This is a genomic window from Bacillus sp. FSL K6-0972, from assembly GCF_037976035.1.
Classification (GTDB): domain Bacteria; phylum Bacillota; class Bacilli; order Bacillales; family Bacillaceae; genus Bacillus; species Bacillus haynesii.
Genome location: NZ_CP150260.1, coordinates 2,691,944 through 2,708,877 on the forward strand (window position 1 = coordinate 2,691,944; position 16,934 = coordinate 2,708,877).

At 39.8% G+C, this 16,934-nt stretch carries 26 protein-coding genes and 1 tRNA gene; 6 read left to right on the forward strand and 21 right to left on the reverse strand.

The genetic code is table 11. From position 1 onward, the window contains the following. Positions 1 to 69 precede the first annotated feature (69 nt). From MKX80_RS13495 to MKX80_RS13575, 17 genes are all read right to left on the reverse strand, one after another. Positions 70 to 747 (reverse strand): hypothetical protein, encoded by a 678-nt coding sequence (locus tag MKX80_RS13495; protein ID WP_268344067.1) that lies wholly within the window; start codon positions 745 to 747, stop codon positions 70 to 72. Then, positions 717 to 1,175, reverse strand: a complete 459-nt coding sequence (locus MKX80_RS13500) for a RusA family crossover junction endodeoxyribonuclease (protein ID WP_268344066.1) — start codon at positions 1,173 to 1,175, stop codon at positions 717 to 719. The genes MKX80_RS13495 and MKX80_RS13500 overlap by 31 nt, the downstream gene beginning before the upstream one ends. Next, complete coding sequence (locus tag MKX80_RS13505) at positions 1,168 to 1,311, reverse strand: hypothetical protein (RefSeq protein ID WP_268344065.1); 144 nt, start codon at positions 1,309 to 1,311, stop codon at positions 1,168 to 1,170. Before MKX80_RS13505 ends, MKX80_RS13500 begins: the two co-directional genes overlap by 8 nt. Beyond that, a complete protein-coding gene (locus MKX80_RS13510) occupies positions 1,311 to 1,571 on the reverse strand; it encodes an IDEAL domain-containing protein (protein ID WP_268351284.1) in 261 nt (86 codons plus the stop codon). Before MKX80_RS13510 ends, MKX80_RS13505 begins: the two co-directional genes overlap by 1 nt. A 107-nt stretch (positions 1,572 to 1,678) precedes the next feature. Then, positions 1,679 to 1,873 (reverse strand): Fur-regulated basic protein FbpA, encoded by a 195-nt coding sequence (locus MKX80_RS13515; protein ID WP_339226968.1) that lies wholly within the window; start codon positions 1,871 to 1,873, stop codon positions 1,679 to 1,681. Between the two features lie 16 nt (positions 1,874 to 1,889). Next, the gene (gene dnaB / locus MKX80_RS13520) at positions 1,890 to 3,194 is read right to left on the reverse strand and encodes a replicative DNA helicase (protein ID WP_326073897.1); all 1,305 of its coding nucleotides are present in this window, start codon (positions 3,192 to 3,194) and stop codon (positions 1,890 to 1,892) included. Continuing rightward, on the reverse strand, positions 3,169 to 3,450 hold the full coding sequence (locus MKX80_RS13525; protein ID WP_017474951.1) for a replicative helicase loader/inhibitor: 282 nt from the start codon (positions 3,448 to 3,450) through the stop codon (positions 3,169 to 3,171). The genes dnaB and MKX80_RS13525 overlap by 26 nt, the downstream gene beginning before the upstream one ends. A gap of 2 nt (positions 3,451 to 3,452) precedes the next feature. Continuing rightward, positions 3,453 to 4,265: a hypothetical protein gene (locus MKX80_RS13530; RefSeq protein ID WP_326073899.1), complete on the reverse strand. Its 813-nt coding sequence runs from the start codon at positions 4,263 to 4,265 to the stop codon at positions 3,453 to 3,455. Between the two features lie 167 nt (positions 4,266 to 4,432). Next, positions 4,433 to 5,383 carry a recombination protein RecT gene (recT, locus tag MKX80_RS13535; RefSeq protein WP_080624069.1) on the reverse strand — a complete coding sequence of 317 codons (951 nt, stop codon included), beginning with the start codon at positions 5,381 to 5,383 and terminating at the stop codon, positions 4,433 to 4,435. Continuing rightward, positions 5,376 to 6,326: a YqaJ viral recombinase family protein gene (locus MKX80_RS13540; protein WP_326073901.1), complete on the reverse strand. Its 951-nt coding sequence runs from the start codon at positions 6,324 to 6,326 to the stop codon at positions 5,376 to 5,378. Before MKX80_RS13540 ends, recT begins: the two co-directional genes overlap by 8 nt. Further along, positions 6,326 to 6,505: a hypothetical protein gene (locus MKX80_RS13545; RefSeq protein WP_326073903.1), complete on the reverse strand. Its 180-nt coding sequence runs from the start codon at positions 6,503 to 6,505 to the stop codon at positions 6,326 to 6,328. Before MKX80_RS13545 ends, MKX80_RS13540 begins: the two co-directional genes overlap by 1 nt. Positions 6,506 to 6,625: 120 nt before the next feature. Beyond that, positions 6,626 to 6,841 carry a hypothetical protein gene (locus MKX80_RS13550; protein WP_326073905.1) on the reverse strand — a complete coding sequence of 72 codons (216 nt, stop codon included), beginning with the start codon at positions 6,839 to 6,841 and terminating at the stop codon, positions 6,626 to 6,628. Between the two features lie 12 nt (positions 6,842 to 6,853). Then, a complete protein-coding gene (locus MKX80_RS13555) occupies positions 6,854 to 7,051 on the reverse strand; it encodes a hypothetical protein (protein ID WP_017474944.1) in 198 nt (65 codons plus the stop codon). 135 nt (positions 7,052 to 7,186) lie between these two features. After that, positions 7,187 to 7,375 carry a hypothetical protein gene (locus tag MKX80_RS13560; RefSeq protein ID WP_017474943.1) on the reverse strand — a complete coding sequence of 63 codons (189 nt, stop codon included), beginning with the start codon at positions 7,373 to 7,375 and terminating at the stop codon, positions 7,187 to 7,189. Continuing rightward, complete coding sequence (locus MKX80_RS13565) at positions 7,376 to 7,642, reverse strand: hypothetical protein (RefSeq protein ID WP_326073907.1); 267 nt, start codon at positions 7,640 to 7,642, stop codon at positions 7,376 to 7,378. Then, a complete protein-coding gene (locus MKX80_RS13570; protein ID WP_339226972.1) occupies positions 7,639 to 8,166 on the reverse strand; it encodes an XRE family transcriptional regulator in 528 nt (175 codons plus the stop codon). The genes MKX80_RS13565 and MKX80_RS13570 overlap by 4 nt, the downstream gene beginning before the upstream one ends. 298 nt (positions 8,167 to 8,464) lie before the next feature. Then, positions 8,465 to 8,668 carry a helix-turn-helix transcriptional regulator gene (locus MKX80_RS13575; protein WP_326073908.1) on the reverse strand — a complete coding sequence of 68 codons (204 nt, stop codon included), beginning with the start codon at positions 8,666 to 8,668 and terminating at the stop codon, positions 8,465 to 8,467. A 123-nt stretch (positions 8,669 to 8,791) separates the two neighbouring features. Here MKX80_RS13575 and MKX80_RS13580 point away from each other — a divergent pair, with 123 nt between their 5' ends. The 4 genes from MKX80_RS13580 (at position 8,792) to MKX80_RS13595 (ending at position 12,677) form a co-directional block, all read left to right on the forward strand. After that, the gene (locus MKX80_RS13580) at positions 8,792 to 9,214 is read left to right on the forward strand and encodes a helix-turn-helix domain-containing protein (RefSeq protein ID WP_231124461.1); all 423 of its coding nucleotides are present in this window, start codon (positions 8,792 to 8,794) and stop codon (positions 9,212 to 9,214) included. Between the two features lie 195 nt (positions 9,215 to 9,409). Continuing rightward, on the forward strand, positions 9,410 to 9,895 hold the full coding sequence (locus tag MKX80_RS13585; protein WP_271753125.1) for an ImmA/IrrE family metallo-endopeptidase: 486 nt from the start codon (positions 9,410 to 9,412) through the stop codon (positions 9,893 to 9,895). Between the two features lie 9 nt (positions 9,896 to 9,904). Next, on the forward strand, positions 9,905 to 11,098 hold the full coding sequence (locus MKX80_RS13590; RefSeq protein ID WP_326073912.1) for a hypothetical protein: 1,194 nt from the start codon (positions 9,905 to 9,907) through the stop codon (positions 11,096 to 11,098). 46 nt (positions 11,099 to 11,144) lie between these two features. Beyond that, positions 11,145 to 12,677, forward strand: coding sequence for a recombinase family protein (locus MKX80_RS13595; RefSeq protein ID WP_326073913.1), 1,533 nt, complete (start codon positions 11,145 to 11,147; stop codon positions 12,675 to 12,677). Between the two features lie 64 nt (positions 12,678 to 12,741). Here the strand turns inward: MKX80_RS13595 and comGB are convergent, their stop codons facing one another. The 3 genes from comGB to MKX80_RS13610 form a co-directional block, all read right to left on the reverse strand. Then, the gene (gene comGB / locus MKX80_RS13600; protein WP_154997145.1) at positions 12,742 to 13,776 is read right to left on the reverse strand and encodes a competence type IV pilus assembly protein ComGB; all 1,035 of its coding nucleotides are present in this window, start codon (positions 13,774 to 13,776) and stop codon (positions 12,742 to 12,744) included. Next, positions 13,766 to 14,830, reverse strand: coding sequence for a competence type IV pilus ATPase ComGA (gene comGA, locus MKX80_RS13605; RefSeq protein WP_154997143.1), 1,065 nt, complete (start codon positions 14,828 to 14,830; stop codon positions 13,766 to 13,768). The genes comGB and comGA overlap by 11 nt, the downstream gene beginning before the upstream one ends. 158 nt (positions 14,831 to 14,988) lie before the next feature. Beyond that, on the reverse strand, positions 14,989 to 15,828 hold the full coding sequence (locus tag MKX80_RS13610; protein WP_154997141.1) for an STAS domain-containing protein: 840 nt from the start codon (positions 15,826 to 15,828) through the stop codon (positions 14,989 to 14,991). 108 nt (positions 15,829 to 15,936) lie between these two features. Between MKX80_RS13610 and MKX80_RS13615 the strand changes: the two genes are divergently transcribed. Continuing rightward, a tRNA-Gln gene (locus tag MKX80_RS13615) sits at positions 15,937 to 16,008 on the forward strand. A gap of 64 nt (positions 16,009 to 16,072) precedes the next feature. On the opposite strand, the gene MKX80_RS13620 is transcribed toward MKX80_RS13615, so the two are convergent. After that, on the reverse strand, positions 16,073 to 16,450 hold the full coding sequence (locus tag MKX80_RS13620) for a Spx/MgsR family RNA polymerase-binding regulatory protein (RefSeq protein ID WP_003183482.1): 378 nt from the start codon (positions 16,448 to 16,450) through the stop codon (positions 16,073 to 16,075). A 210-nt stretch (positions 16,451 to 16,660) separates the two neighbouring features. Between MKX80_RS13620 and MKX80_RS13625 the strand changes: the two genes are divergently transcribed. Continuing rightward, positions 16,661 to 16,906, forward strand: coding sequence for a DUF2626 domain-containing protein (locus MKX80_RS13625; protein WP_020452180.1), 246 nt, complete (start codon positions 16,661 to 16,663; stop codon positions 16,904 to 16,906). Positions 16,907 to 16,934 lie beyond the last annotated feature (28 nt).

Consider the following 16,934-nt stretch of genomic DNA (forward strand, 5'->3'; position numbering starts at 1 on the left):
AAGCCGGTAGGCTGCTGATATTTAAGGAATATAGAGGAGGCGGCTTGTCCCCCTCTATGCAGCGGTTGATCATGCAGCACCGTGTTCCTCATCTTCCTGGTCATCCTGGCTGTCATTATCTGCTGACGCGTCTTCTTCAACCGGCGCATCGTTTTCTTGCTTGAACAGCGGTTCCGCTTCTGCATCCTGGTCTTGCTTCCAGTCCCACCATGTTTCTGCAAGCGGCGCAACTTTGGCGAAATATTGATCCATTAGATCAACAATTTTGCCCGAAGAGATGTCAAGCTCAGACGCCATTTTACTATAGGATTCACCTTCAATTTTGCGCTTCACAAAATTAGGGAAATCGCTCGGAAACTCCTCGAAATTTGGCGCCATTCCGCTGGTGATAAACTCCTCTATAATGGCCCGTTCGATCTGTCGTTTTTCTTTTTTAGTTGGAATGTTTTCTTTAGGCAGCCCAAGCTCAGCCTCAAGTTGTTCTGGCTGCGGCTCAACCTCTGATACTACTCCATGCTGATCAACCTTATAGCTGGTTGTAGGTTTGTTCGTGTTAGGATTGATTTCAACGTTATAATTGACCAGTGTTGATTCCAGTTGGGATTCCACTTTTTGATCAATCATTTCAGAGAGGTGTTGAATCTTCCCGTCTAAATCCGCACTATTGACCTCCAAGGTAATTTCTGTTAAGCCCTTCGGTTTCATATTCACCTTTTTTACGATTGCTTTGAAATCAATGAAAGACATAATTGTTCCTCCTCCTGGGATAATGGGGTGACTTTAATTTCAATTCTTGGATTTGAGCTATAAAATTTACTTGCATGCAGATCAACAATTTGACTGTCATCCTCCCAAATAACAGTGTTTAGACCGTCTTTAATCGCCTTAACATAGTTATCAATATCCGGCTTTTTGCTGGGCCGTAGCTCCCCTCTTTCAGCTGCAGCGGCCTGCTTTTTGCTAAAACTTTTGAGCGTCGATTTATAGACCTTAACTTCTAATTCCAATGGCCCTCTGAAGAGATTAGGAGGACGATGATCAGAAGCGGCCAATTTTACATACTTTTTGAACTCTCTAGAATTTTTAGGATCATACATTCTGACTACCCCGTTCTTGGCTGTGGCACGCGGTCGTCCTTGGGGAACCGGTTTTCCGTAAATCGCAAATTTAATCATTTTTCGGATCTCCTATTCTGATAAATAATGTGAGTGGCAGAAAGGTCAATCTGACCAATCTCATTCCTTTGACTAAATGAATTTCAAAGCCGATGTTCCAATTCAGAAACACGATTGCAAGGAAAAACCTCGGCATTATCTCATGACCTCCCGGCGTCGCTCTGTCAGTTCGTCAAACCATTTTTCATCCCCTAAATCTAAAGCAAGATCAATGAGTATCTGAAAATCCTTGTCACTAAGTCGATCATCGAGTTTAGTTATAGAATTAATTGAAACGTGCGATACAGAGCTGGAGGGAATATGGACTAAAAGTTCTCTTGGCCCTTTAGCTATAACAAATGCATTTCCTTTGAATTTACGTGTATTTATATAAATCCAGTCGCCAACTTCAATCAATTTCCTCTACCTCCCGTCATCAGATAGCCAGCTATGAATCTTTGATTCTTCTCTTCTGGCGTGAATGATAATAAATGCTAAACAACGTAGTGATTGAAACACTCTCATCAATCTCCCGCCTCGCATGACATTTTACGGCCAAAATCACATTTCACTTTAATGTGAAGTCGCTCAAGCTCGGCAAGCGATAACTCATAGAGTTGACGGCCATCATCTGATTCATATTGACCGTATCGAATCAGTTCATCTATCAAATAATCATGCCGCTCACTGCAGGTGTCTGTCGTTGATTTTTCACTCAATACAATTTCTCCTTTCTTATCCAACCAAACCGGCATCCATCTGCCTGGCAAGGTTTATGAATCTCCCATATTCCTTGATAAAGCATGCTTGTATTATGCCAGTTGGACCGTTCCGCTGCTTGGCAAGATCAATTTCAATAATGTTTTTTAGTTCAGAATTCTTGTTGTAGTAATCATCGCGGTACAGAAACATGACGACATCGGCATCCTGTTCAATGCTTCCGGATTCCCTTAAATCGGACATCATCGGCCGCTTATCTTGCCGCTGCTCAACCGCCCTGGATAACTGAGAAAGAAGGATGATCGGGATTTTGAATGCCCGGGCCATTTCCTTCAGTTCCGCTGTAATGCTTCCGACTTCTAAGTCCCTTCTTTCATATTTTCCAATCGCCCTGATGAGCTGCAGATAGTCGATGATGACCAAATGCTTTTTATTATCCGGATTTTCTTTTTTCGTCTCACGAATTTTCGAGCGTATATCTGCCAGTGTTTGAGCAGGTTGATCGTGAATGTTGATATTCCATTTTTCATATTCTCCAATGGCTTTCGTTGCATTCTCATAATCGCGGTCACTAAAGAATTTTCGTGGGTTTTTCCACTTCGATCCCTCGATGTTCCCGAGATTGCTGAGTAGGCGGTGAGTCAATTGCTTGTCCGGCATTTCGAGCGAAAATATATCTGACACACCGCCTTTTTCACAATTTGCTTTTCCCATGTTTAAAGCAAAGGCCGTTTTCCCCATTGATGGGCGGGCGGCTAACACAATTAAGTCACCATCCTGCCAGCCGCCTGTCATGGCGTTCAGATCGATTAAGCCAGTGTTTATGCCTGTGATGTCCTCCTTCTCCTCATGCATGTCGTTGTAAATTTCCATGAGGACATCTTGTTTCGTTCGAGTTTTTTCAATGCCAATCTCCTGAAGCTCCATTGCCCGTTTGTACAGCTCAGTTATCCCGTCGTCGGTCGGAGTGTTCGCAAACTCAATCGCGATCTTTTTCATTTCTCGTAATCTATAAGCTTCATAAATCAACGTCTGATATGCCAAGAAATTGGCGGTGCTGGCCACTGCGCTGCCTAAGTCCGTTAAATATTGAAGGCCGCCTACTTGTTCAACGGAATCGCCTAATTTTGTAACCGTGGTGACCATATCAACGGACTTGCCGAGCTTTTCAACCTCACGCATGGCCTTAAAAATGACTTGATGCCTCGTTTCAGAAAAATGCTCGGGCTGCAGAGACAATTCTTTAATCAGGTCACCTTCTACGAGAATGCAGCCGAGCAGAGCCTGTTCAGCCTCAACGTTTTGGAGAATATTTTGCATGGCGTTCCCACTCTTTCTGTTTTGCTAAAAATTCGTTTTTCTCTGGCTGTCTGACTTTAATCTCAGCAATAGATGGTGGAAATCTGTTATTTAAAATGTGCTCGTCCACTTTCGCGAGAACCGGTTCATATGGCAATTTGCTAAGATGATCAATCCAGAGTTCAATTCGCTTTTTACCAACATCGCCGGTTAAATCAAATTTTGTATAAGCAGCAGCTATTCTTTGCAGGATCTCCATTGCCTGGTTCACTTCCATGTTTATCCCCCCATCTGAATACCGCGCTCTCTGGCGTATTCGGCCAAAGCATCAAAACTGTTCTTGATTTTCTTATTCGGGAACTCTTTGACATTCGATTGCTGTTGCTTAAGCTTGGCCCATCGATCAAGAATGCCTTTTTCACAGTAAGCAAAAGATTTGATGGTGTCGGCACGATGTTTCGGCTTGTACTCGTCGAATATTTCATCAATCCATTTCAAGATACATTCCAAAGGTATTTTGTCTTTAAGAAGCCGAATGATCGACTGAGCATCCATAGGCGATAAAAACAAGCTGCCTTTCCGCTGCAGAAATTTGTTTTCAATTTGTTGAAAAGCTGAGAGTTTCTCTTCCTCTTCTTCTCTTCTTAAATTCTTTAATTCTTGTTTTTGTTCCGCGATCGTTCCGTGATCGTTCTGCGGTCGTTTCGTTAAAGGTTCATTATCCGTTTCGTGAAACGATTCATCTGTATGGCTAAACCCTTGGTACAATTGATATTTAACGATGGTGAACAGCGTTCCGCTATCCGTTTCGCTAACGGTGATCATTCCGTTTTTCACGAGTTTTTTTACAGAACGTAAAATGGTGCTTTTTGAGACTTTTTTAAACGCCCGTCCTTCTTTAAATTCAAGGTCGTCACATAATTTTGAATAGGATCTTATGTACTGACCTTTTTTTAGCTCGATACCGTTAATTTTTATTCCGTCCTGATGACTTGCCTTTAGCAGAAGTAAGGTGAACAGCCGAAATGTCGTTACATCACTCCATATCTCATGATCAACTATCTTCCGGTGCAGCTTAATCCATCCCTGCATGTCAATCTCCTCCTTTCTGTTTACAAAGAGCTGTCATGCCGCTGATGCGGACTAAACATAAATTAGGTTCATTTGCCCTTAAGTATCCCTCAACATAGGCGCGGAACAATTCAGCCCGGTTAGAAGCCCCTTCCGTCATCCACTTGTAACAGAAGGGAATTGCCACCTTAATCATCGAATGGGAACTCATCCTGCTTGATGTTTATAGGCTCGCCATTGAATGGATCAGCGTCGTCCTGCACGCTTGGTTTTACTTCTTGATTTTCTTCTTTTGTCTGTTCGGGTTCAGGGGCATTGATAACCGGGACATCTGAACTCCCGTGAACTAATTCATCATCATAGACTGACTGTGCTTCTGCTGTTATATCCTTACGAACCGTCTCATCCTGAGAAACTTGTTGCTGAATTTCTATGCTTATCGGAAGGTACTTCCACATACGACGAATGACAGTTTTCTTTGCCATTTCTTCATAGTCAGTTTTCCATGGGCCGTTATCCTTCGATTTACTCCTTTTACGCACGTTTTCAACATCTTGCTTGCTGAATACTTCGAATTGATAACCGCCGTCTTTAAAGTGGGCAACTGCATAAACATGAGTCATAGCCCCTCTATTACCTGTCGCGGGTTTATGGATCAGCTTGGGATGCAACCCCAATTCATAGACAAAATCATCGGCTTCATGGACAGTATGAGCATATATGCTTTGTATATGTCCTGATCGCCTAGCAAGATCAATCATGCCTTTATAACCAATGATGAACTGAACCTCTTTTACCCATTGATCTGGCGCTCCATTTTGACCTTTAATTTTTCTATTGAACGGTACAAGGTAACAGTGTCCTACTATCCCGGGTTCGAGTCCTAACTGGGCAGACTGCATAACTGCACCAAGTAATGAAGCTGGTGAACACTCTTGCAATGCTGGATTGTTCCTAATCGTTGTCAAAACAATTCTTGTTATTCGCTCTGGTGTAATGTGTTTCGGCAAAGCTTTTTGAAGCTCTGGCTGCAGTTTCTTAAGATAACCTGCAATAGTTTTAGGTTCTTCCTCTGATTGTGTTTGAACAGCATTAACTTTATTTGCTAACTGATTACGAATATCTGCGTTTTTAGCCATTTTCTTTAAGCTCCTTTACGCTGAATCTTCTATGAGTTGAAGGTTTAGTGAATTTTTCAAAGAGTTCAGGGTGTGCAGCAGCAAATGCTTTCTTATCAAAGCGGTTAGCCGTGACAGTTTTCCAGATAACTCGGACATTGCCGGCATTGCCCGTCTCATACTCTCCAAGCATCCCCTTTAATTGGTTTTCTGCCTCTTTCAGCTGTTCTTTTGCTTTATTCTCTTCGGCCTTGGCTTCTTTATAGCGCTCAATCAGTCCATTCGCCGCAAGAGGAAGTTCTTTTTCATCCTCAAGACCAACAGGGTACATATGGGTTAAAAGATCTGTGGAAGCCTCAGAACCATCAAACATAGGCGGAATCTCATTCAGGACATGGTTTTCCCAAAATTCCTTTTCAACCTGAATGAGGTATTTGATAAGCTCTTCGTCCCGTTCTACCTTCTTATAAACGAATTTATTACCGCCGATTAAAACAGCAATCCACCAAGCTTTAAAACCTGTCACCGCCATATAATGCTGGCATTGGACCAGGTAAGCGTCCGGAACTTCCTCACCATCCCACTCGTTCTTGAGGTATTCTGACGCCGTTTTACATTCTAGACCCACTTGTTCACCAACAATGAGCCTGTCAACATTGGCAAGCATAAAAGGATAATCAGGATGCTGCAGAATGGCCTTTCGACGGCGTACCTTTTTACCCGTCCGCTTTGAAAACTCCCTGGCAACCGTCTCCTCGAGAATATTGCCCCAATATGCTGCCTCGCCTGATGAATCCTCTTTCGGAGCCTGCCCAACCTTATCCAAATAGACAGACATTGGTGTTTTCCACTTACTTAGCCCGGCAATAGCCGCGGCGTCAGATCCACCGATACCCGCTCGCCGCGCTTCAAGCCATTGTTCCTCTGTCATGTTCTCTGTTGGCATGTAAACCTGTGCCAGCATCAAACACCCACCCTTCCACGGAAGCTATTCAATTGAAGGTAACGTTCAAACTGTTCCTTTGTATCGAATTGAAAAGCAGGCTTACGGCCTTTCACAGTGATTACACCCTTTACTTCTGATAAACGCCATTGATCAAATCGATCTGAACTAAAACTAATGATTCTATATGGTTTTGCCATGTATTGAGACCTCCTTGTTTTTCACGAGGCATTTTGATAAACTATCATCATGAATCGTGTGTATTGTGAAAGAGCCCTCATCAGCCCTTTCACCACCCACTTGTACAGAGTGGGCTTTTTTTATTTGCCCGTATAAAATTCAAATTCAAGCTCCTCTTTTAAGTAGCGCGGCAGGTTATCGATAAAAATGATTTCGCCTTGATTTTTATCAAAGACATAATCGTCATGAGCCAGCGATACCTCTTCACCATAGAAATCCCTGACTTTCTCATCCTCTTTTGGAACAGACGCGGGATAGCCCGTACGCACAATTTGAGTGATGATTGGATGATCCATTCGTCTCCCTCCTTACAATTTGTGTTTGCTTAACGCTTCTGAAAGATCGAGAGCAATCTGGTCTAACGCTTCTTGAAGAACCTCTTTGCTGCTTTGATCATTTGAAAACAACTCGGCTCTAGTTTTCGCCGCACAAATGGCCATACGAAGTTCTCCAACAACCTTTGTGGCATGTACCAATTCCTCTACAGAATCAAATGTTGCTCCCATATTTTCACCTTCTTTCTGATGCTTGCGCGCATCGTCACAGCCAGGGACAGTATATGGAGGGTATACAAATGGAATGGATACGTCCCCAGCCATGACGACAAGCACAAGCTGGCTTGCCGATTTTCAGATAAAGTTTTATAATGAATTCACAACGTCTTTGGTTGAAGCAGTGAGCGTGCCGGCTTGCTGCTTTTTCATTTCTAAAGCCCTTCTGATATCCGCTTCTACAAGTAAGAGTAGAGCTGGATTTTCTTTCATTTTCTTGCAATCTTCGCGAATCTCTGAGCCTTTCTTTAACTGGCTTACAGTAAAAACAAATTTCATTTAAAACATCCTTTCCAATTTTTCGATTAGTTCTGTAGGAGATTGAGATTGTTCCATAATCTTCATAGCATCTGAAAATTTCCGCTTATTTTCTCTTAATCTCTTAAGCTCGTTATGGGATTTTTGAATATCCCCAATAAAACGTTCCGCTTTGTTTGAATCCCCTTCATGTACAGCTTTAATTAGCATTTTTGATAATTCTTCGATACAAATTACTTCAGCAACCATTCTTTTCAAATCTGACCTAAAAAGTTGCTTAGCTGTCATTTCGTAATCAATCCTCGTGTTAAAAGCTTAAGCTTGTGTTTACTCCACATCTTTAACCAGTTAATCGAATATTCTTTGCAGATCACTGCAACAAATTGAGTAAGTGCAGTTATAACATCAAGACACTCTTGAATTGTTTTTTCGATAGATGTTTTATCTGAAACAGAATCAGGCTTAATCGTGAAAATTTCCATATGCTCTTTTAAAGAATCGATTGCTTCTGTCATTTGAATAGTTGATAGTACAGCAGCTGTCATACGATTAACCTCAGCAGCAGGGCCATCTAATCTAATTGGCCCCCACCCTGAATACTCAGAAGCTGCCTCAATAGCTGACCACGGATCATTATGCTTTTCACTAAAGTACTCGGTCACCTCTGGTTGAACCCGATGCCGGCCGTTTTCTTGATGGGATATAGACTCCCTTGACATAAATAAATCGTCTTCCATCGCCATTCGCTGCTGCGTTAGTTTTGCGTCTTTTCTTGAGGTTTTGGCAGCTTGTGAAGCTCTACCAAATTGCATTACTAATCGCTCCTTTTCTACCCTTGTCATATTTAATTTTTTGATAAGCTATTTATCAGAAAGGATTACTAAACAGCTTTAGATTCAATGAGAACATTTCTTAATTCAGTGTATAACTCAGATACGGGCTTTTTATGTTCCCCCCAAATGCGTATATACTTAATTGCTTTCTCTGGGTCGATGTAAGACAACTGAGCAATTTTTGACGGGATAGCCATTCTCTTTTTGAGAAACTCTGGATCAATAGGGAGTCGATTCATTGGATCACCCCTTCCTATGTTCACAATTCGTGAACTTTTTAATCAAAAAAAAGCGCATTTATTTCTACACCTAAGACTCTTGCAATGATGGGAAGCTTTTCAGCACTAAGCTTTTTCTTACCTGCTTCAATTTCACTGATAATAGAAGAATGTTTATATCCCAATTCACTTGCAAGATAAAATTGAGTAAGACCTTTTTCTTTTCTTAGCTCTTTAATGCGTAGTCCTAGGACATTTTTCAACAGTATCACCCCCCGATATTCTCAATATGTGAACTTACACTTTATTATATATTCACAATTTGAGAATGTAAAGTGTTTAATTCTCGAATTGTGAATATTTTTTCTCAAATAGAGAAATAAATAATGTTAAAATATCGATATAACGTTAAAGCGATTATTTGTGGGATTTGCAAACAATATTGGGAAGTGAGAAAAAATATGAACTATGCAGATAGATTAAAGTATTTACGACAAAAAGCTGGATTTACGCAAAAATTTGTTGCTCAAAAAATTGGAGTAAAAAATAATACTTTGTCCAGCTATGAATCAGGGAAACGACAACCTGACTATGAGACCACAAAAAAATTAGCAGACCTTTATGATGTTTCAATTGATTTTCTGCTGACAGGAAAAGAGCATGAAGGCTCAAGCGATGATATGTGGAAAGAACTTTTAAATCCTAAAACTCAAGTGCTCTTTAAAGATCTAAAAGATGCACCAGAAGAAAAAATTGATGAGTTAATCCAGTTCTGGGAATTCATAAAAAACCGCGATAAAACTAACTAATAATGATATATTACTTTGTTTTGTTCATAGAGCTTTAGAGTGTGAACTTTTTTAAATTTCCGCTCTGAATATAGACAATATCCTTTCGTTGGTTTATTATGTATATCGTTTACATCTTTTACTAAGCCTTTGGGCTTTTCTTTTTATCTTAAATACGAACATATATTCCTTTAGTTTTTAAGGAGGCAACTACAGATGAAAACTATAGTCCCCCATAATACACATCTCGAGGATTGGATTGAGGAATTTTACAAGGAAATGAAAATTTCAAATCCTCATGAATTGGATCTCTTAGATATCTCGCATCGATTAAAATTGAAGGTGGAATTTTTAAACATAGGTAGTCGTTATTATGATGGGATGATCATTCTTGATAACCGACTTTCACCTCAAGAACAGTGGCAAGATTTTGGTCATGAGCTTTGTCATGCTCTAAGACACGAAGGAAACCAATTGACTATGTCTCCACTCTTCGCTCAACTGCAAGAGATGCAAGCTAAAACATTTGCTTATAAATTTTGTATTCCTTCATTTATGCTGATGAAGTTAGACTTTTCAAAGCCATACATAGAAACAGCAAAATTAATTGCATCTCATTTTAATGTCACATATGAATTTGCTGCAAAAAGAGTAGCTCAATTTAAACCACTACATGTATTAATAAAACAGAAAAAGGGTTGATAATTAAATATGTTTGAATTGCTAAAAAAACTTATGGAAACGAATTTTTGGACACTTATCGTCTCAATTGCTAAAGTCATTTCGACTTTAACCTTCTTGTTAACTTCATTTGGTATGTTTTTCTGGGGGATAGGCTATACCTTTTTGTACGGATATTACTTTGGGGGAGGAGTTACAGACTTTTCTTCAATCTTGGAAATGGTAATTAAAATTGTGCCATTTAACTTTTACTCTGTCATGATAATCAGTTTATTTGTGTTATGTACCGTTTTCTTTTTATTTAACATTGGCTTATTTATTAAGGCAGGCAAGATACTCAATATTGCTTTATCTTTTATATTTTTTGTAGTGTTGCATGTGGCTTTAACTTGGATTTTCATTGGTGATGTTACTTTACAAAACCTATTATATTTTTCAATTTTATGGGTTATTCCTTTATATATTGTTATCGTAACCTTTTATTTTTATAGAACAATTAAATCTTCTAGATTCTTCTATATGTTTTCAGGGACATTAACTGCATTCATTTTTTGCGCCATTTTTTTGTATAACTTTACCCTGGACGAAACGATACTTTATATGATAACCGTGTGTATGTGTTTTTTATTAAGTACCATCTATTCATATCTCTCTCCAAAAAAATTAATTATTAAATTCCTTATATCATTACCATATTTTTTTATAGGTAGTGTTGTAGTTAAGGTATTTTTAGAGAAATTTATAAATGTACACTCCAAAGGTCTTTTTATTTTTCTATATGCACTTTCATTTATTTTAAGCTTTATATACAGTTATTTATTGTTCCCTGAAGATCGCTCATCTGCAAATACTGAGTTAAACGACAACAATAATAATAACGATGATAATGAAAATTTAAGAGTTGAAATAATGGTCCGAATCACCAAATTTTTAACACCATTGGAACAGCCACTTCGCAATATGATCATTATTTTAGCGATAATAATTTTTTTAGTGGGTACTCCACTGGTATCATCGCTATCTGGAAAAACAATAAGAGTTGTAACTCCAAACGATGCATTTAAATATGAAAAAATAGAAACACCAAGTCTTCCCGAAAAAAAAGTCGAGGGTATTTTAGTTTCTGAACAAAACAATATTCTATATATATCATCAAAGAATGATTTTAAGTTAATTAGAATCAAAGATGAGAGTTTTAAGACTGAAGAGATAAAATCTAAATAATTTTAACTTAAGAATGAATTTATCATTTTGAAAGGACTGATTCTTGTTGAGAGCAGCAATATACATACGTGTCTCAACTAAACTTCAAGAAGAAAAGTATTCTTTACGAGCACAGACTACTGAATTACGTAGATATGTAGAACAACAAAGATGGCGATTGGTGGATGAATTTCAAGATATCGAATCTGGCGGTAAGCTACACAAAAAGGGCTTAAATGCCCTTCTCGACATTGTTGAAGAAGGTAAAATTGACGTCGTTGTCTGCATTGATCAAGATCGACTTTCTCGTCTGGATACAATATCATGGGAATATTTAAAATCTACTCTCCGTGAAAACAAAGTGAAAATCGCTGAACCTGGAACTATAGTAGATCTAGATGATGAAGATCAAGAATTTGTTAGTGACATTAAAAATTTAATTGCCAAGAGAGAAAAGAAAGCTCTTGTGAAAAGAATGATGCGTGGAAAACGCCAAAGAATGCGTGAAGGTAAAGGCTGGGGCCAAGCTCCATATGAATATTATTATGATAAGAAGGAAGAACAATATAAATTAAAAAAAGAATGGGCTTGGGTAATTTCATTCATTGATCGATTATACCTGGAAGAACAACTAGGAATGAGAAGCATCACAGATGAACTTAATAAAATCTCAAAAACGCCTTCCGGTATTATGTGGAATGAGCATTTAGTACATACTAGGCTGACCACAAAAGCATATCATGGTGTTCAAGAAAAAACATTTGCGAATGGTGAAGTGATTGCTGCAGAGAATATTTTTCCCAAGTTAAGAACCAAAGAAACTTGGGAGAAAATTCAGATTGAACGAAATAAAAGAGGAAATCAATATAAAGTTACCAGCAGGAAAAGAAATGATCTCCACCTTTTAAGGAGAACATATTTTGTATGTGGTGAGTGTGGAAGAAAAATCAGTCTTGCTGCTCACGGAACAAAAGAGTCTCCCCGTTATTATCTGAAGCATGGCCGAAAATTGAGACTAGCTGATGGGTCAATTTGTGATGTGAGTATCAATACAGTTAGGGTTGAGGGTAACATTGTACAAGCAATTAAAGATATTGTCACTAGTAAAGAGTTAGCTAAACAATACGTAAATCTCGAAAATGAAAAGGAAGAAATTACTCAACTTGAACAAAACATAAAAAACAATGAACAAAACCTCCAGAAGCAAACCACCAAAAATGAAAAGCTTATTGATTTATACTTGGATAATCATCTAACAAAAGAGCAATTAAATAAGAAGCAGCATGAAATCAAGAACATAACAGAAAATCTTCAAACACAACTTAAGAGAGATAAAGCGAAGCTTGAAACATTGAAAAGTGATTCTTGGAGTTACGATTTTCTTAGCGAACTTTTCGAATCAATCAATTTTTTTGATAGTGATTTTTCTCCACTCGAAAGGGCTATGCTAATGGGAAAAATCTTTCCTGAAGGTATTGTTTATAGAGACCATATCATATTAAAAGCAAACGTGGGAGGCTTAAACTTTGATGTGAAAGTGTTAGTTAATGAAGATCCTTTCCCCTGGCATTACTCCAAAAGTAATTCAAAACAAAAATAAGGGGTTATTACCCCTATTTATTTCTATCAGTGTAAATCCCTTTTCATTCACAGTTCCGTCCTCCTTATAGCTGGTTCATCATTTGATACATTGGCAAAAGCATAGACAAATAAAGAATGAATATCATCGCCGCGGTTAGCCCGTAAATCAATGGCTGGATCAGGCCTGTCCATTTTTCGGCTTTCCTTTCAAGGCGCTCAATTAAAAATTGACTATATGAATACAGTTCTCTGTATAAGTGTCCGTTTAATTGGCCGTGAGCCACAGCCTTTGCCAAATCATTTTCATAAAACGGATGTCCGGCGAGCATCTGCTCGAGACTCTCCCCCTGTTTCAGCCGCTCGATCAGGCGCTTCGCTTCATTTTTATGAAATGATAAAAACGGCTGACTTTCAAATGCTTTTAAACTGTCATATACAGACAGACCCGCTTGCAAAAGATTGCTCAGCTGGAGCGATAAAAAATAGCTGTTGAATAGTTTGAAGGTTTGGCTCAGCAAGGGAATTCTTATGAGAAAGGTCATTTTGTCTTCTGGAGGTTTATGGCGGAATGAACACAGATAATAGAGGGATAGAGCTGCGGCAATCAACGCCAGTCCCGTGAAAAAAAGATAAAAATGATCGAAAACAGAAAAGATGAGAGTCGTTGCAAAAGACGTTTCAACGTTCATCGACTCATAGATGGCGGAAAATTGCGGGACGATTGCTGATTTCATAATAGAGATGATGACGCAGACCGTTAAAATTAAAAACGAGGGATATCTGGCGGCTTTCTTTAATTTTTCGGTTTGAGCGATCTTGCGGTGAAGCAGCTCTCCGCTCTGCAGAAAGGCAAATGGCAAATTCCCGTGCTGTTCGGCAAAGTAAACAATGGTGACAGCATCCTTATGAAATGAAATCATTTCAAGCACTTGAAACACAGGACGCCCTTCTGTCAGCTTCTCCATCGCAAATGTCAGATCTGCTCTCCGCCTTTCATTCAATTGCAATTTCAGCATACTTAAAGCATCCAAAATCGTATATCCGCTCTGCATCATGTCTCCGAGCTTTTTCAGAAAGTCCGCCTGTTCTCGGACGGGCCACTTCATTTTAATCTTCATGGCCTATCCAGCGTTCATACGTATTCGACGGCAGATATCCGAGTGCTATTCCCTTCTGGATCAGCGTTTTCAAAGTTTCTGTTTTAATGCCACCGCATCTGCCTTTTGCTTCCTCGATGCAGAGATTGAGGCTTTTTCCGTACAAAAGTTCGAAGACGCTTGCTCTTCTCACAGGTCTCGACAATTTACAATACAAAGAGCAGCTGTCGCCGCAAAACGGGCAGACGAGACCGACAAGACGCTGGGCGCTGATTGCGACCAATGTTTGTTCAATTTCTGTCATATCAACGCCAAGCTCGAGCAGTCTGTATATCGCACCTTTAGCATTTTTCGCATGCATGCTCGATAAAACAAGGTGTCCAGTCAAAGCTGCCCTGACTGCGATTTGGGCTGTTTCGGCATCGCGAATTTCCCCTAGGATGATCATGTCCGGATCGTGGCGCAGCACCGCCTTCAACCCCGCAGAATAAGTCATGCCCGCTTTTTCGTTCACTTGTACTTGCAAAATGTTTTCGCTTCTTGATTCGACAGGGTCTTCCAACGTAATGATATTTCGCTTAAAATGCCGCTTGGCGTATTCAATTAAAGAATAGAGTGTTGTTGTTTTCCCAGAGCCTGTGGGACCGGTGAACAGCATTAATCCGTGGGAATGCTTCAGAAAAGACAGCAGCTTGAATGTTGCACTCGGAAACAATGAGAGCTTTGTGAGCGGTTTGCTGCTCATCTTGGGAAGAAGCCTGATGACCAGGCTTTCATCATGGATGGTGGGCAGAGTGGACATTCTTAAATGAACGGGCTGACGGTTGATATAAAGAGTCAAAGCCCCGCTTTGCGGCAGCCGTCTTTCACCAATGTCCATCGAAGAAAGGAATTTAAAGTGAGAAATGAGCCTTGAGCACTCATTTCTCGTTAATCTGTCTTTTTGAAACAGTTCATCATCAATCCTGAAGCGGACCACCGCCTCTTTTTCACCGGGAACAATATGAATGTCTGACGCCTTCATTCTATATGCCTCGTCAATTAATCTTCCGCTTAATGATTCAATCGTGTACAAACCTTTGCGCCTCCTTTCTAAGCGCAGTTTATACGAAAACCATCGGAATCATCAAATCCTTATAAAGCGCAAATCAAGCTGAATACGAAACAAAAAAGGGAATTTCCGAATACCGATTTGACTATTTTATTCGACTTCAAGCCGCTGAAATATGAAATTTAGACCTTCTCTCCGGCCTTACCGTCTTCATGGATGCAGAAGCCTTTATTGCAAAGCGCCTTAGCAAGACTCTGTTCTGTTTTAATATGTGAAAAATCCATGCCAAGCTTCACAACTGTTTGGGCAATCTCCGGTCTCACACCCGAAAGAACCGTTTCAACGCCAAGTAGTTTTGTGCTGTCTACGACTTTGAACAACTGGTAGGCAACCATCGTATCGACGACAGGAACACCGGAAATATCAATAAACAGATGCGAGAGATGAAGCTCAGCACACTGCTTGAGCGCAGATTCAATGATCACCGTTGCCCTGTGAGTATCAATTTCACCAATGAGCGGCAGCACACCGATGTGTTCTGATACCGGGATGACCGGTGCGCTCAGTTCGCGAATCATTTCAGTCTGCGCCTTCAATTGGCTCTTTGTCGTATGCTCATATTCAAGAATAAACTGCTCAATGACCTCATCCATTATTAGGTGAAGCTGTTTATTCCAGATAAAAAAGTCTTTTTTCGAACTGTCCGGTTGATATTCATCTGAAAATTGCTTGATCTCATCCATTAAAAGTTCACGGCACACTTTAAAACCCTTTATGCTTTCGATAACCGGAATTTGGCTGACAGCCCTGTCGTAGGCAATTTCCTTGGCGCATCCGGAAGCTTTATCCCAGCACAGCGCCTGTTCATCCTTGGCAAATACCTTTGAAACAGCCAGGATAAAGTCATTATATTGCTGAGCCGTTTTTTCTTTTTCAGACGCTGTTCGGGACAGCCATTCATCGGTGATTCTGTCCGCCTGTTTGACCAGATGCTCATAAAGGGCTGCATGCTTGTTTTCCATGTCAATCCTCCTCATTGTTTTCCTTTAAAAATTAATCGGTTTCATGACCAACGTTTTGATCACTATGTATAAAACGAAATCGATTGTCAACACTATACGTAAGCGCATTGGGCTATAGCCAAGCGGTAAGGCAACGGACTTTGACTCCGTGACGCGCTGGTTCGAATCCAGCTAGCCCAGTTACACAGGCGAAAAAACGAAGATATGCTGAACATATACAATGTGTCAGCAATCTTCGTTTTTTTCAGGAAACAGAACGGTGTAAGGTGTGTTTTTTTAATTTTAAGAGTTCGCCGGGATTGTATCCGACAACCAGCTTATCACCGTTTACGATAATCGGGCGTCTCAGCAGCTTTGGTTTTTGAATTAACAATTCCAGCACTTCGCTTACCGTTAATTCTTCAATATCAAGATTTAACTCTTTAAATGCCTGGCTTCTTGTCGCCAATATTTCATCGATTCCTTCGGTCGTGAGAGACAAAATATGTTTCAGCTCGTCCTGATTTGGCGTTTCCCTAAAAAGATGCCGCTCTGTAAAGTCAACTTGATTCGCTTTCAGCCAATGTTTCGTTTTCCGGCATGATGTGCAGCTCGGGTATGAATAAAAGGTCAGCTCTTCCATGAATGATTCCTCCTTAAAATGTACTGACTTTGTCTTTGTATGTTTTAGTACCCGTGATGTTTTCCGTTTAAACACGTGACAGGTGATTTTTTTAAAATGCTTATCACAAAATTGTAAAAAATGAATTGATTTTCCCAAAATGAAAATGTTTACATTTCAAGATAAATTGGCTTATAATAAAATCAAAGGGGCTTTTTGGGAGGGATATAAATGAATCGCATGTTCCGTGTGTTAGGTTTCTGGACAGGTATCTTTGCGGTCATGTTTTATTTAGGAAATATGAAAGATGCATCACTGCTGTTCTTCGGTCAAACTGTATTCTTTGTGTTCTTATCGTATCTCAACTTGACCGAGCGGATGTACATTTATATTTTCGGTGCTTACTTGACAGTCTTTTTTGCCGCATTTACATATTATTCTGTGTTCATTATGGTTCCCGGACAAGGAGGCCATTAAAAAAGACGATCCATCTGGATCGTCTTTT

Coding starts and splice junctions, on each gene's coding strand:
- MKX80_RS13495 (WP_268344067.1), bottom strand. CDS start 747: ATGTCTTTCATTGATTTCAAAGCAATCGTAAAAAAGGTGAATATGAAA.
- MKX80_RS13500 (WP_268344066.1), bottom strand. CDS start 1,175: ATGATTAAATTTGCGATTTACGGAAAACCGGTTCCCCAAGGACGACCG.
- MKX80_RS13505 (WP_268344065.1), bottom strand. CDS start 1,311: ATGCCGAGGTTTTTCCTTGCAATCGTGTTTCTGAATTGGAACATCGGC.
- dnaB (WP_326073897.1), bottom strand. CDS start 3,194: ATGCAAAATATTCTCCAAAACGTTGAGGCTGAACAGGCTCTGCTCGGC.
- MKX80_RS13525 (WP_017474951.1), bottom strand. CDS start 3,450: ATGGAAGTGAACCAGGCAATGGAGATCCTGCAAAGAATAGCTGCTGCT.
- MKX80_RS13530 (WP_326073899.1), bottom strand. CDS start 4,265: ATGCAGGGATGGATTAAGCTGCACCGGAAGATAGTTGATCATGAGATA.
- recT (WP_080624069.1), bottom strand. CDS start 5,383: ATGGCTAAAAACGCAGATATTCGTAATCAGTTAGCAAATAAAGTTAAT.
- MKX80_RS13540 (WP_326073901.1), bottom strand. CDS start 6,326: ATGCTGGCACAGGTTTACATGCCAACAGAGAACATGACAGAGGAACAA.
- MKX80_RS13545 (WP_326073903.1), bottom strand. CDS start 6,505: ATGGCAAAACCATATAGAATCATTAGTTTTAGTTCAGATCGATTTGAT.
- MKX80_RS13550 (WP_326073905.1), bottom strand. CDS start 6,841: ATGGATCATCCAATCATCACTCAAATTGTGCGTACGGGCTATCCCGCG.
- MKX80_RS13555 (WP_017474944.1), bottom strand. CDS start 7,051: ATGGGAGCAACATTTGATTCTGTAGAGGAATTGGTACATGCCACAAAG.
- MKX80_RS13560 (WP_017474943.1), bottom strand. CDS start 7,375: ATGAAATTTGTTTTTACTGTAAGCCAGTTAAAGAAAGGCTCAGAGATT.
- MKX80_RS13565 (WP_326073907.1), bottom strand. CDS start 7,642: ATGACAGCTAAGCAACTTTTTAGGTCAGATTTGAAAAGAATGGTTGCT.
- MKX80_RS13570 (WP_339226972.1), bottom strand. CDS start 8,166: ATGCAATTTGGTAGAGCTTCACAAGCTGCCAAAACCTCAAGAAAAGAC.
- MKX80_RS13580 (WP_231124461.1), top strand. CDS start 8,792: ATGTTAAAATATCGATATAACGTTAAAGCGATTATTTGTGGGATTTGC.
- MKX80_RS13585 (WP_271753125.1), top strand. CDS start 9,410: ATGAAAACTATAGTCCCCCATAATACACATCTCGAGGATTGGATTGAG.
- MKX80_RS13590 (WP_326073912.1), top strand. CDS start 9,905: ATGTTTGAATTGCTAAAAAAACTTATGGAAACGAATTTTTGGACACTT.
- comGB (WP_154997145.1), bottom strand. CDS start 13,776: ATGAAGATTAAAATGAAGTGGCCCGTCCGAGAACAGGCGGACTTTCTG.
- MKX80_RS13610 (WP_154997141.1), bottom strand. CDS start 15,828: ATGGAAAACAAGCATGCAGCCCTTTATGAGCATCTGGTCAAACAGGCG.
- MKX80_RS13620 (WP_003183482.1), bottom strand. CDS start 16,450: ATGGAAGAGCTGACCTTTTATTCATACCCGAGCTGCACATCATGCCGG.
- MKX80_RS13625 (WP_020452180.1), top strand. CDS start 16,661: ATGAATCGCATGTTCCGTGTGTTAGGTTTCTGGACAGGTATCTTTGCG.